Origin of the sequence: Actinoplanes sp. NPDC048988, from assembly GCF_043197815.1 — a bacterium.
Lineage (GTDB): Bacteria > Actinomycetota > Actinomycetes > Mycobacteriales > Micromonosporaceae > Actinoplanes.
Genome location: NZ_JBICTW010000009.1, coordinates 226,701 through 239,052 on the forward strand (window position 1 = coordinate 226,701; position 12,352 = coordinate 239,052).

12 protein-coding genes are annotated in these 12,352 nt (G+C 72.3%); 8 read left to right on the forward strand and 4 right to left on the reverse strand.

All coding sequences use genetic code 11. From position 1 onward, the window contains the following. Positions 1–10: 10 nt before the first annotated feature. A complete protein-coding gene (locus ACGFJ7_RS27340) occupies positions 11–1,018 on the forward strand; it encodes a thioredoxin family protein (protein WP_392644477.1) in 1,008 nt (335 codons plus the stop codon). Between the two features lie 7 nt (positions 1,019–1,025). Further along, a complete protein-coding gene (locus tag ACGFJ7_RS27345; RefSeq protein WP_392644479.1) occupies positions 1,026–1,844 on the forward strand; it encodes a sugar nucleotide-binding protein in 819 nt (272 codons plus the stop codon). Here ACGFJ7_RS27345 and ACGFJ7_RS27350 read toward each other — a convergent pair. Beyond that, on the reverse strand, positions 1,841–3,079 hold the full coding sequence (locus tag ACGFJ7_RS27350) for an MFS transporter (protein ID WP_360252745.1): 1,239 nt from the start codon (positions 3,077–3,079) through the stop codon (positions 1,841–1,843). The genes ACGFJ7_RS27345 and ACGFJ7_RS27350 overlap by 4 nt on opposite strands. 113 nt (positions 3,080–3,192) lie before the next feature. Between ACGFJ7_RS27350 and ACGFJ7_RS27355 the strand changes: the two genes are divergently transcribed. Both ACGFJ7_RS27355 and ACGFJ7_RS27360 read left to right on the forward strand, forming a co-directional pair. Then, complete coding sequence (locus ACGFJ7_RS27355) at positions 3,193–3,702, forward strand: MarR family transcriptional regulator (protein ID WP_360252748.1); 510 nt, start codon at positions 3,193–3,195, stop codon at positions 3,700–3,702. A gap of 64 nt (positions 3,703–3,766) precedes the next feature. Beyond that, positions 3,767–4,180 (forward strand): DUF4395 domain-containing protein, encoded by a 414-nt coding sequence (locus ACGFJ7_RS27360; RefSeq protein ID WP_360252751.1) that lies wholly within the window; start codon positions 3,767–3,769, stop codon positions 4,178–4,180. Positions 4,181–4,328: 148 nt separating this feature from the next. Here the strand turns inward: ACGFJ7_RS27360 and ACGFJ7_RS27365 are convergent, their stop codons facing one another. Together ACGFJ7_RS27365 and ACGFJ7_RS27370 are read right to left on the reverse strand one after the other, a co-directional pair. Then, complete coding sequence (locus ACGFJ7_RS27365) at positions 4,329–4,997, reverse strand: response regulator (protein WP_020512124.1); 669 nt, start codon at positions 4,995–4,997, stop codon at positions 4,329–4,331. A gap of 7 nt (positions 4,998–5,004) precedes the next feature. After that, a complete protein-coding gene (locus tag ACGFJ7_RS27370; protein WP_392644482.1) occupies positions 5,005–6,693 on the reverse strand; it encodes a GAF domain-containing sensor histidine kinase in 1,689 nt (562 codons plus the stop codon). Positions 6,694–6,782: 89 nt separating this feature from the next. On the opposite strand from ACGFJ7_RS27370, the gene ACGFJ7_RS27375 reads away from it, so the two are divergent. Next, the gene (locus ACGFJ7_RS27375; protein ID WP_360252755.1) at positions 6,783–7,235 is read left to right on the forward strand and encodes an SRPBCC family protein; all 453 of its coding nucleotides are present in this window, start codon (positions 6,783–6,785) and stop codon (positions 7,233–7,235) included. 735 nt (positions 7,236–7,970) lie between these two features. Here the strand turns inward: ACGFJ7_RS27375 and ACGFJ7_RS27380 are convergent. Then, positions 7,971–8,366, reverse strand: coding sequence for a hypothetical protein (locus tag ACGFJ7_RS27380; protein ID WP_360252758.1), 396 nt, complete (start codon positions 8,364–8,366; stop codon positions 7,971–7,973). 728 nt (positions 8,367–9,094) lie between these two features. On the opposite strand from ACGFJ7_RS27380, the gene ACGFJ7_RS27385 reads away from it, so the two are divergent. The 3 genes from ACGFJ7_RS27385 to ACGFJ7_RS27395 are packed head-to-tail and all read left to right on the forward strand — an operon-like array spanning position 9,095 to position 12,098. Next, positions 9,095–10,045, forward strand: coding sequence for an ROK family glucokinase (locus ACGFJ7_RS27385; RefSeq protein ID WP_360252761.1), 951 nt, complete (start codon positions 9,095–9,097; stop codon positions 10,043–10,045). Between the two features lie 4 nt (positions 10,046–10,049). Further along, a complete protein-coding gene (locus ACGFJ7_RS27390) occupies positions 10,050–10,727 on the forward strand; it encodes an endonuclease/exonuclease/phosphatase family protein (protein WP_392644484.1) in 678 nt (225 codons plus the stop codon). A gap of 27 nt (positions 10,728–10,754) precedes the next feature. Beyond that, the gene (locus ACGFJ7_RS27395) at positions 10,755–12,098 is read left to right on the forward strand and encodes a flavin-containing monooxygenase (protein WP_392644486.1); all 1,344 of its coding nucleotides are present in this window, start codon (positions 10,755–10,757) and stop codon (positions 12,096–12,098) included. Positions 12,099–12,352 lie beyond the last annotated feature (254 nt).

The following is a 12,352-nucleotide window of genomic DNA, read 5'->3' on the forward strand; positions in this document are numbered from 1 at the left end:
CGCTAGCCCTATGGATTCGATAGGCTTGGTAGCCGTAGGCGCCGTGCTGCTGATCGGCACAGCGGTCGGCCTGTGGCGCCGCCGCACCGAGGGCCGCTTCCGCGACGTCGCTCCCGCTACCGCCCACACCGCGGCAGCTCGCACCGCCGCCGCTGCCGCCTCCACCGCGGCCGATGCCGCCACCGTTCCAGCCCTCGCCCCACGCGCCGCCACCGTTCCAGCCCTCGCCCCACGCGCCGCCGGCGGCACCAGCTCGGCCGCCGAAACCACAGTCGCCGCGATCACTCCAGCCGTCGACTCTCCCGTCGCCACCGCCGGCCAAGTCGAGGGGGCGCGTGCCGATTGGCTCAGCCTCGCGGAGACTGGGGGAGTGGATATTGAGCGCGAGCAGTCGGCAGGCGGTGCGTACTCCGGCGGTGCCGCCTTTGGCGGTACAGGCTCCGATGGTGCGGGCTCCGGCAGTGCGGGCTCCGGCAGTGCGGGCTCTGACGGTGCGGGCGCTGGAGGTGCCGACTCAGACGTGGCGGGCTCCGGCGGTGCGGGCTCTGACGGTGCGGGCGCTGGAGGTGCCGGCTTAGACGTGGCGGGCTCTGGCGGTGCGGGCTCGGGCGGCGCGCGATCCGGCGGTGAGCAGGGGCGTCGCGTGGTGCCGGATGCGCGGGAGGAACCGGGCACTGTCGAGGAAGGTGGCGCCGGCGCGGAGGGTGTGCGGCTCGGGCCGGAGCTGATGCGTGAGCTGGGGGTGGAAGAGGCCAAGGCGACGCTGTTGCAGTTCTCGTCGGCGTTCTGTGCGCCCTGCCGGGCCGTGCGCCGGGTCAGTTCCGAGGTGGCCGCGATGGTTCCGGGCGTCCGGCACGTGGAGGTCGACGCGGAGAGCCACCTCGAGGCCGTGCGGGCTCTGGGCATCTGGCGTACCCCGACCCTCCTCGTGCTCGACGGGGAAGGCCGCATCGCCAAGCGTGCCACCGGCGTACCGGGGAAACCGCAGTTGATCGCGGCTCTGGGTGCGGTACTTTGATGGGCTCATGAATCAGCGGGTTTTGATCACCGGCGCCACCGGTCACCTGGGATCGCGGGTGGCCGAGCACGCCGCCGGCGCGGGCTGGACCGTCGTCGGCACCTATCGGCACGCCGCCGGTGCGCATGCCGGGGAGCAACTGGACATTCGCGACGCCTCGGCGGTTCGCGAGCTCGTTCGGCGGGTTCGGCCCGCGGTCGTGATCCACACTGCCGCCGGGCGGGACGACTGGCGGGTCATCGCCGACGGCGCCGCCCACGTCGCGGCGGCCTCGGCGGCGCAGGGCAGCCGACTGGTGCACGTCTCCAGTGACGCGGTGTTCTCCGGGCGGGAGGTCGAGTACGACGAGGACGCGCCGCCCGACCCGCTCTACCGGTACGGGGCCGCGAAGGCCGCGGCCGAGACGGCGATCGCCGCCGTCGATCCCGCCGCCGCCGTGGTGCGGACCTCGGTGATCCTGGGCGACGGCCGCGGACAGCACGAGAACCTGACCCGCGATTTGATCGCCGGCCGAGCGCGGGGCGCGCTGTTCACCGACATGATCCGTACGCCGGTGCACGTCGACGATCTCGCCGCGGCCCTGCTCGAGCTGGCCGCCAGCGACTACCGGGGCGTGCTCAACGTGTCCGGGCCCGACGCGATCAGCCGGTACGACCTGGGCGTTCTCGTCGCGCGCCGGGAAGGTCTCGATCCGTCGCTGATTCCCGCGGCCACGCTCGCGGAGTCGGGCGCTCGCCTGGCCGCTGACGTTCGGCTGATCACCGAACGCGCCGCGTCCGTGCTGCGTACCCGGCTCCGGGGCGTCCGCGAGTTCATGCCCGTTTAGGCGCCGGTCGTCTCGGCCAGCTCCGGGGTGGGCGCGGCCGGGGCCGGCTCGGTCCGCGGGCGGGTCAGGCGGCGGGTGCCCGGCACCAGGAACTGGGTGGCGGCCGACAGGAACAGGACGGCCGCGCAGGCGGTGAGGATCGGTGACGTGCCGTACTTGGCCTCGAGCGGGCCGGCCAGCACGTTGCCGATCGGCATGGCGATGAACGAGGTCAGGTAGTCCCAGGAGGAGACCCGGCCCAGCATGCGCTGCGGCACCTGGTCCTGGATGGCCGTCTCCCAGGCGACGTCGAAGAAGATCAGGCCCGCGTAGCCGACGATCGCGCCCGCGATCACGGCGACGAGCTCGGCCGGCCACACGTACGCCAAAGCCCAGAGCGGCATCAGCAGCAGCGTCAGCCAGCCCGCCCGGAGCAGCCGCCGCGGCTTGAAGCGCAACGCGATCGCGGCGCCGATGAGACCGCCCAGCCCTTCGGCGGCGGCGATGAAGCCGGCCGCGGAGGGGCCGCCCAGGCGCTCGATGGCGACCACCTGCACCAGGACCAGGATGATGCCGTTGGCGATGTGGTAGACGGTCGCGCCGAAGAGCCCGAACATCAGCCAGTCCCGCTTACGGATCTCCCGCCAGCCGTCGCCCAGTTCGCTGAGCATCGAGGTGCGGGGTCCCCGCTCGGCCCGTACCCGCAGCAGCAGGGCGGCGATCGTCGAGGCGAGGAAGCTGAGCGCGTTGACGGTGAAACCGGCCGACGCGCCGAACGCGGCCACGGTGACGCCGCCCAGCGCCGGACCGGCGACCTGGCTGCCGGTCTGAAGCATGCTGATCGTGGCGTTCGCCGCCTGCCGTTTCTCGACCGGGACGAGCAGCGGGCGCAGCGCCCCGAAGGCCGGATCGAAGAAGCTGGCGGCGCCGGTGGAGATCGCGGCGAGGGCGCAGAGCAGCACGAGGTGGTAGCCGCCGCTGAAGAACATGACGGCCATGGCGCCGGCGGCCGCCATCCGGACCAGGTCGGAGGCGACCATGACCCGCTGCGGCTGGAGCCGGTCGGCCCAGACGCCGCCGAACAGGGTGCAGGCCAGCCGGGCCACGATCGACGCGGCCATCACCAGCCCGAGGTCGCCGGGGCCGCCGCCGGCTTTGATGACGGCGACGGCGAGCGCCACAGTCTGAAACCCGTTGCCGATCCAGGAGAGCGTCAGCCCGCTCACCAGCAGCCGAAAATCACTGATCCGTCGCATGAGACGAGACAGTAGTTCACCGTCTAACTATTCACAATCAAAAAATTAGACGTACGATGGTGAAGCGCGGGCCGAGGCGGGACGATCATGATCGGAGCGGCAGAATGGCCGGCATGGCGGAGGAGCGGGACAGCGTGGACCAGCATGTGGCACGGTGGGCGGCCTTCTGGAAGGACGAGCCCGCGTTCGTTCCCGAGGTCGAGGGGGCGCTGGTGCGGATGAGCTACATCCAGCGTGAGATCCGCCGGGCCGACTCGGCCGCGTTCGCCGAGTCCAAGGAGCTGACTTTCGAGGACTACAAGACGCTGCACGTGCTGATGGTTCAGCCGTGGCCGGTGGAGGCCACGCCGGCCCAGCTCGCCGAGGCGGCCAACGTGACCCGGGCTGCCATGACGAGCCGGCTCGACCGGCTCGTGGCGGCCGAACTCGTCACCCGGCAGCACGACGACACCGACCGGCGACGGGTGATCATCCGCCCGACGGCGTCCGGGCGGGCGGCGTGGAACAAGTACATCTTCGAGGGGATGGCCCGTGATCAGAAGGTGCTGGGCGCGCTCTCGCACGAGGAACTGATCCAGCTCAACGGGCTCCTGCGGAAGGTTCTGCTCGACCTCGAAAGTTGATCGAAATAGTGGGTGATGACACTCACGGGGCCGGCACGGCCGTACCGGTGCGAAGCTTCGGGACATGGAGCTCGATCCCCGGGGCCAGCGGTTCGCGGCCACACTGACCAGCATCGTTCTCGTCGTCGTGCTGGCGACCGGGTGGGGCTGGCTGGCGCTCGTTCAGACGATCATCTTCGCGGTCACCGCCGCCGATCCGCGGCGCGGCCCTTACTCGTACGTCTATCGGGCCCTGGTCCTGCCCCGGATCGGGCCGCCGGCCGAGCGGGAGCCGGTCGCGCCCGTGCGATTTGCCCAATTAGTCGGTTTTAGCTTTTTGGCTGTCGCGAGTGTCGGCTACCTCAGCGGCGTGACCATGCTGGGCGTCGTCTTCACCGCCTTCGGCCTGCTGGCGGCCTTCCTCAACGCGGCCTTCGGCCTCTGCCTGGGCTGCGAGGCCTACCTGGCCCTCCGCCGCATGACGGCCAGAAAGGCCTGATCCGCGCGGGCGCGTGACGGCCAGAAACGCCTGATCCGCGCGGGCGCGTGACGGCCAGAAACGTCTGATTCGCGTGGGCGCGTGACGGCCAGAAACGCATAAAGCCCGGTGGGGGAACCGGGCTGCATACGTACGGAAAAACCGGGGATCAGAACTTCGGCGCGTCCGGAGCCTCGAGCAGACCCAGCCGCAGCGCCGTCATCAGCGCCTGCGCGCGGTTGGCCGCGCCCAGCTTCTCGTACAGCTTGGAAATGTGGGTCTTGGCCGTCGACTCGGAGACGAACAGCTGCTTGGCGATGCCGGCGACGCTCATGCCGTCGGCCAGCAGGCGCAGCACCTGACCCTCGCGCGGGGACAGCTGCGGGCCGGACGGGGCGAGCCGGCGCTTCATGGCCTCGGCCAGGTCGGCCGCGGTGAACGCGCTCGGGGCCGAAGCCGCGTGCCGGGCGGCCGCCACGACCTCGTCGGCCGGTGCCGTCTTGGGGACGAACGCGCTCGCGCCCGCCTCGAGAGCGCCGAAGAGCTGGTCGTCACCCGCGTACATGGTGAGGACCACGATGCCCATGTTGGCGTTGTTCTTACGGAGGGCCTTGGTGGCCTCGAGGCCGCTGCCGTCGGGCAGGCGGAGGTCCATGATCACGACGTCCGGCTGCAACGCGCCGGCCTGGCGGACCGCCTCGGCGGCCGTGGCCGCCTCACCCACGACCTCGAACTGACGGTCGCGCTCGAATGCGTGTCGCAGCCCCTTACGAATCAAGTCATGATCGTCAACAAGGAGGACCTTGGTGCGCGTCGTCGGCGCCGGACTGGTCGACATGCTCGGGTTACTCCCCTTCTGGAGCGGAAACGCTATCCCGCACGCTATCGCGCCTGGCCGGAGAACCGAGCACTACGGCAACGGTTGTCCCGCTGGGGTGTCGCGGCGTGATCTTGAGTCGGCCCCGGATCCGTTCCGCCCGCTCGGCCATGATGGTCAGACCATAACGACCGTCCGGGCGGTCGTCCGCGAAGCCCCGTCCGTCGTCGGAGACCTCGATCTCGGCGTACGGGGGGTCGACGGTGCAGGTAACCCACAGATTAGAGGCTCCGGCGTGCTTGCGCGCGTTGGTGATCGCCTCCTGGGCGATGCGCAGCAATTCGGCCTCGGTCGCGGCGGGCAGCCGGGCCGTCGATTCGTCAAAAGTGAAGTGCACCCGCAGACCGGCCGAGGTGCCCAACGTACGGGCGTACTCGGCGATCGCGGCGGCCAGGCCGCCGTTGCGGTCCACCTCGGAGCGCAGTTCGAACAGGCTCAGCCGCAGCTCGGTGATCACCCGGGTCACCTCGGCGCGGAGCGAGCGCAGCTCCTCGGCCGTCTCGTCGGCGCCCTCGGGGAGGGTGGCCTGCGCGTTGTCAATGCCGTATCCGACCATGACAAGTTCCTGCGCGACCCCGTCGTGGATCTCCCGGGCGAGCCGCTGACGCTCCTCATTGGTGGCCAGCGACCGCACGTCGTCGAAAAGCAAAGCGGCTTCCAGCCGCAGGGCGGCGGGGTCGGTCACCCAGGTGACTTCACTGACGACGCTTGAGGGGTACGCGTTGGCGACATCCGTCTCGAGGATGACGAGCCCGATCGTCCGCACCCCGGCCACCAGCGGCACGACCAGCGACGAGGTGTCGCCCTTGCGGCCGGAACGAGCCTGCGACCGGTTCGCGGTCATCGGCTGCTGGGTGGCCCAGGCGTCGGCGATGGCCGAGTCGGCGTCCAGCGTCGTCTCCCAGTCGACCCGCTCGGCGCCGGTCTGCGCGAGCACCACGAGCCGGCCGCCGCCGCTGGCCGACAGAACCGCCGAGCGGTCGGCCGGGGTGATCAGCCGCAGCTCCTCGAGCAGGTGCTCGGAGATGCCGCCGGGGTCGAGGGTGGCGCCCGGCAACGACCGGGCGACGCTGCGCAGCTGGGTCAGCAGGCGGGTCGCTTCGGCGTACGGCTGCGGGGTCGGCTCACTGGGCTGCATCAGCTGGCGCATGGTGTCGGCCGCGAACGTGATGATCGCCCCGAGCACCAGCCACTGCCCGCCGGCGGCGAGGAAGCCGGGCTGGGTGATCGGGCTGACATCACCGATCAGGGTGCCGCCGACGACCAGCGCGACGGCCGCCACCCCGAGCAGGGCGGCGCCCTCGGTCGGCCGGCGGCGCAGGGCGGCGGTCAGGAGCGGAACGGTGAGGTATGGCAGGACGACCTCGGCGCCGAAGCCCGCGTCCAAAGTGCCGTGCGCCTCGGCCGCCGCGGCGATCGAGCCCGCGGCCAGACCTGTGATGGCGACCTCGGCGAACCGCCCGAGCGGCGCGAACAGGCGGTGCTCGGGGGCCAGGAACGCGGGCAGCGCGGCCACGACGAGCAGGGCTATCCAGCCGAGCTGCCGGACCTCGCCGGTGGCGATCAGGGTGAGCGCCGCGACCAGCGCGAGCATGACGATGCGCGCGGCCACCGCAAGCGGTTGGACGCGCGCGGAGACGCTGGCTAGGACCGGCACCTGACGGATGGTAGCCGCCCCGGCCGCGACCGGCTCGTGGCGCGGGGCCGTCGCCGGGAATGTCGTACCGAGCGGGTAGCCTCCCGTGCATGGCGGACACCTCGACGCAGTCGATCCAGGTCCATGCGCCCCTCGACCGCGTGGCCGCGGTGATCAGCGACTTCCCGCGCTACCCCGAGTGGGCCGAGGCGATGAAGACGGTGGAGGTCCTCGAGGAGTACGAGGACGGGTACGCGGCCACGGTCCGGTTCGTGATCGACGCCGGGGTGATGGCCGACGACTACACCCTGGAGTACGCGTACGCCGACGACCTCAGCCGCATCGAGTGGCACCTGGTCCGGCCCTCGAAGACGCAGAAATCCCAGCGCGGCTCCTATGACCTTGCCGACGGTGGCGACGGCACGACCACGGTGACGTACACACTTGAGGTGGAGCTCTCCATCGGCATGCTCGGCATGTTCCGCCGCAAGGCCGAAAAGATGATCATGGACACGGCACTGAAGCAGCTCAAGCGCCGCGTCGAGAGCCTCCCGCCGAGCTGAGAGCACCACCGAGGAGCGCGACATGTCCGGTTCCGCCCGAGAGGAGGCCGAGCGCCTGGTCGCCACGGTCCTCGCCGCGATCTCCACCGCCACCGCCCCCTTCACCGGCCCAGGCAGCTCCGGCGGCAACCCGTCGAACACTTCCCCAGCCGACGACGCCCAGAGCGGCCCACCCAGCGACGAGCCAAGCGCCGCGACCCGCGCCGAGGCGGCGGCTGGCTCGCCCAGCGCCGCGCCGGGTAGCGCGACCTACGGCGGGGCGGCGGCTGGCTCGTCCAGCGATGCGCCGGGTAGCGCGACCCACGGCGGTGCGGTGGCTAGCGGCGGTGCGGCGGGTAGCGCGACTAGCGGCGCGACCGGCGGTGCGGCGGGTAGCGCGACCGGCGGCGATGCTTTCGGGGGAGCGCCAGGTGGCGATTCGCCGAGCGGCGTGATTGGGGGCGCGGCAGGCGGCGATTCCTCCGGCGGCACTTCGCCGGGCCGAGAGGCCACCGGGTCCGGCGGCTGGTCTGGTGGGTTCGGCGGCTGGTCTGGTGGCTCCGGTGGCGGGCCTGACTGGGACCGGCTGGGCAGTGGGCTGGCTTCCATGATCCGCGCGGCGGGCGACCGCCTCGGGGACTTGGGCGGTTTGGGTGGCCCGGGTGGCGGCGACGATCGCGACGCGAGCGGGGACGCTCGGCGCGACGGGTGGTCCCGGGCGTCGCAAAGCGGGGCAAATCGCTCGTCCGGCTCTGGTCATTGGGCCACCGGCAGCCCGGAATGCTGTGTTTGCCCAGTGTGCAAGGCGATCGCGGCGACGCGGGACCCGAGCCCGATGGCGGCCGCCCGCCTGGCGAGCGGCGCGGGTGACCTCGCCACCGGCGTGGCCCACCTGATGCGCGCCTTTTCGGCGATGACGGGGGAGCGGCGCCGTCCTTCCGCTCGCCCCGCCTCCAAGACGGCGCGCCCCGGCAACGCCGACCAGACGTGGTCCTCGGCCACTCGTTCGGCAAACGCCAGGAACACCCCGGGCCAGGCCTGGACAGCCGCCACGAACGCCGACAAGACCGGCGACGCCTGGTCGGCGGCCACCACGGCGAGCGGTGGGCCGAGGACCGGTTCGAGCGGTGACGCGTGGTCGGCGGCCACCACGGCGGGTGCTGGGCTGGGGGCTGGTTCGAGCGGCGCGGCGGGTGCTGGGCTGGGGGCTGGTTCGAGCGGCGCGGCGGGTGCTGGGCTGGGGGCTGGTTCGAGCGGCGCGGCGGGTGCTGGGCCGGCGGCTGGTTCGGGTGGTGACGCCTGGTCGGCGGCGACGACGGCTAGTGCGGCTGCGGCGGCCGCTGAGCATGCGGCTGAGCTGAAAGTGCGGCGGGAAGCGGCGCAGCGGGCGGCCGCCGAGGCTGCCCGCCGGGTTGCCGAGGCCGCTGAGCAGGCGCGGGCGCGCCGGGAAGCCGAGGCCTCGCGGCTCGCGGAGGCTTCCGGGCGGGGCGCGGACATCGCGGGGGCTGCCGGGCCGGACGTGGGCGCGAGGGCTGCCGGGCGGGGCGCGGACGTTGCGGGGGCTGCCGGGCCGGACGTGGACGCGGGGGCTGCCGGGCGGGGCGCGGACGCTAGGGCCGGCGCGGGCGTGGGAGCCGGTGGGGCCGGTGAGCGGGGGCGTGGGGAGACCGGCGACACTGCGGGTGGGGTGGGGCGGGAAACCCGTACACCCCGAAGGTTTGATGTATGGGCCGCGGCCACCGCGGATGCGGGTGTTGCCGACGTGGCTTCAAGCACGACGGTGGATCATGATGAGGCGGGCGCGGAGGCGTCCTCGGACAGTGGGACCCGCGACGCCCGGGACGGTGGCGCGGAGTAATGGGACAGAGGGGACGGGCAGCGTGACGCTGACCATCGGAGTCGACGTCGGCGGTACCAAGGTTGCCGGTGGGGTGGTCGACGAGCACGGCACCGTGTTGGCTTCGAACCGCCGGGACACGCCCGCCGAGGACCCGGCCGGCACCCGGGACACGATCGTCGAGGTCGCCGCCGAGCTCGCCGCCGCCTATCCGGACGCCACCGCCATCGGCATCGGCGCCGCCGCCTGGATCGACGCCGCCGGCTCGACCGTGCTGTTCGCGCCGAACCTGGCCTGGCGGGACGAGCCGCTGCGCGACTACGTGAGCAAGGCCGTCGGCCTGCCCACCGTGCTCGAGAACGACGCCAACGTGGCCGCCTGGGCCGAGTTCCGGTATGGGGTCGCCCGGCACATGGACGACTCCATGGTGATGATCACCGTGGGGACCGGCATCGGCGGCGGCATCGTGCTGGGCGGCAAGCTGTGGCGCGGCGCCCACGGCATCGCGGCCGAGCTCGGCCACATCCAGTCTGTGCCCGACGGCCACCCCTGCGGGTGCGGGCGGCTCGGCTGCCTCGAGCAGTACGCCAGCGGCAACGCCCTCGTCCGGTTCGCCCGGGCCGGCGCCCGGCAGGAACCCGAGCGCGCCGCCCAGCTGCTCGAACTGGCCGGCGGCGACCCGCTCGCCATCACCGGGCGGCAGATCACCGAGGCCGCGCGGGCCGGCGACGGCGTCGCCCGGGACGCGTTCGGGCAGATCGGCTACTGGCTGGGTGTCGCCATGGCCGACCTCGCGCAGAGCTTCGACCCGCAGATCCTGGTGGTCGGCGGCGGCGTCGTCGACGCGGGTGACCTGCTCATGACGCCGACCCAGACCACGTACCGGGACCAGCTCAAGCAGCGCGGCCGCTTCCCGGTGGCCGAGCTGCACGCCGCCGAGACCGGCAACACCGCCGGCGTCGTCGGCGCGGCCGACCTGGCCCGGCGTCCCTGACCTCATGACCGGGCCCGCGCTGCGCGTCATCAGCTACAACGTTCACGGCCTGAAGGACGACCGGGGCGCCCTCGTGGACCTGGTCCGCGAGCTTGCCCCGGACGTCCTGGTCGTGCAGGAGGCGCCCCGGCGCTTCCGGTGGCGGCACCGCTGCGCCGCCCTGGCCGACGACCTCGGCATGGTGGTGGCCGCCGGCGGCCTGCCCGCGCTGGGCAACCTGCTGCTGGTCAACCTGCGGGTGCGGGTGCTCGACACGTGGGTGATGCGTTATCCGCTCACCCCGGGGCGGCACCTGCGCGGCGCCGTCTTCGCCCGCGGATCGGTGCGTGGTGGCACGTTCACCGTCGCCGGCTCGCATCTGGCCACCGATCCGGCCGAGCGGCCGGCTCAGGCCGCCCTCTGGAAAGAGGCGCTGGGCGCGGTCGACGGCCCGCTGATCGCGGCGGCCGACCTGAACGAGGGCCCGGGCGGCGGCGCCTGGCGTACGGTCGAGGACGGTCTGGTCACCTCGGCCGACAACCGGCCCACCTTCCCGGCCACGGTGCCGGCCCGGCGTATCGACGGGCTCTTCGTCAGCCCCGACATCGCCATCGACAAGTATGAGATCGTCGAGAACGACCGGGCCCGCCGGGCGAGTGATCATCTTCCGGTCGTCGCGGACCTGGTTCTGCCTTCCGGGTAGGCCCACCGGTCTGGCAATATCTCGGCCGTGCCGGACACCGAGATCGCCGACCGTCGAGACGCCGTCTGCGTCGTCGGTGCCGGCGCCAGCGGCCTCGCCGCCGTCAAAAACCTGCGTGAGCAGGGCTTCGAGGTCGACTGCTACGAGCGGGAGACGGGTGTCGGCGGCGCCTGGAACTGGCGGCACGACCGCAGCCCGGTCTCCGCGGGCACCCATCTGATCTCGTCGCGGCCGCTCACCGAGTTCCCCGACTTCCCGATGCCCGACACGTGGCCCGACTACCCGCGGCACAGTCAGGTGCTGTCCTATCTGGAGCGCTACGCCGAGCATTTCGGGGTGACCGGCGACGTCTGGTTCGGCACCGAGGTGGTCCGGGCGGTCCCCGTCGGGGACGGGCGCTGGGACGTGACGACCAGGTCGACCGGCGGCGGGTCCGAGGAGAGGATTCAGCGGTACGCCGGTCTGGTCGTCGCCAACGGCCACAACTGGTCGCCCGCGAAGCCCGAGATCCCGGGTGACTTCCGCGGGCAGGTGATCCACTCGGCCGCGTACAAGGACCCGGCGCAGCTGCGCGGCAAGCGGGTGCTGGTGATCGGCGGCGGTAACACCGGCTGCGACATCGCGGTCGAGGCGGCCCAGCAGGCGGCCACGGTCTGGCATTCCACCCGGCGCGGCTACTGGCTGACACCCAAATACGTCCTCGGGCGCCCGGCCGACCAGATCACCGACCGTCTGTCGAGATTCAAGATCCCGTTTCCCGTACGCCGGTGGCTCCACCGCCGCATCCTGGCCCTCACGACGGGCGATCTGACGAGGTACGGCCTCCCGGTGCCGGACCACCGGCCGTACGAAAGCCATCCGGTCGTCAACAGCCAGCTCCCGTACTACCTGGGCCACGGCCGGATCACCCCCGTGCCGGACGTGACGGCCTTCGACGGCAAGTCGGTGGCGCTGGCCGACGGCACCCGGATCGAACCCGACCTGGTGATCACGGCGACCGGCTACCGCCCCCGCTTCGACTTCCTCGACCCCGAGCTGATCGACACCGACCCGGCCGGCCGCCCCGACCTGCACCTGAACGCCTTCGCCCGCAAGCACGCGACGCTGGCGGTGGTCGGTCTGCTCCAACCGGACGCCGGCCTGTTCCCGCTGGCCCACTGGCAGAGCGTGGCGGTGGCCCGCTGGCTGCGCCTGCGCGTCGACGACCCGGCCCGCGCGGCCGCCGTACAGCAGAAGGAATCGGCCCGCCCACTGGCGTCATGGTCCCGCCGCCGGATGGTGCCGTCCCCACGCCACTGGTTCGAGGTGGACCACCTCGACTACCTCCGGGCCGTAGACGGCCTGCTGCGCGAAATGGAGCCCGCCCGATGATCGAGCTCGGCCCGATCCGCTTGCGGGACTGGACTTCCCCCGTGGCGCCCCACCCCCGCGAGGTCTTGTCGCGCTTCCCTCGCACCGACGCCGAGCCTTCGAACCGCCCACCCGCCCACTTCGGCGACTCCGACAGTTCCGCCCACGTCGACCATTCCGCCTACTCTGACCACTCCACCCACGCCGACCACTCCGCCTACGCCGCCTACGCTGACCATTCCGCCCGCTGCGCCCATTTCGCCTCCTGCGCTTCC

Coding starts and splice junctions, on each gene's coding strand:
- ACGFJ7_RS27365 (WP_020512124.1), bottom strand. CDS start 4,997: ATGTCGACCAGTCCGGCGCCGACGACGCGCACCAAGGTCCTCCTTGTT.
- ACGFJ7_RS27340 (WP_392644477.1), top strand. CDS start 11: ATGGATTCGATAGGCTTGGTAGCCGTAGGCGCCGTGCTGCTGATCGGC.
- ACGFJ7_RS27350 (WP_360252745.1), bottom strand. CDS start 3,079: ATGCGACGGATCAGTGATTTTCGGCTGCTGGTGAGCGGGCTGACGCTC.
- ACGFJ7_RS27355 (WP_360252748.1), top strand. CDS start 3,193: ATGGCGGAGGAGCGGGACAGCGTGGACCAGCATGTGGCACGGTGGGCG.
- ACGFJ7_RS27345 (WP_392644479.1), top strand. CDS start 1,026: ATGAATCAGCGGGTTTTGATCACCGGCGCCACCGGTCACCTGGGATCG.
- ACGFJ7_RS27390 (WP_392644484.1), top strand. CDS start 10,050: ATGACCGGGCCCGCGCTGCGCGTCATCAGCTACAACGTTCACGGCCTG.
- ACGFJ7_RS27375 (WP_360252755.1), top strand. CDS start 6,783: ATGGCGGACACCTCGACGCAGTCGATCCAGGTCCATGCGCCCCTCGAC.
- ACGFJ7_RS27360 (WP_360252751.1), top strand. CDS start 3,767: ATGGAGCTCGATCCCCGGGGCCAGCGGTTCGCGGCCACACTGACCAGC.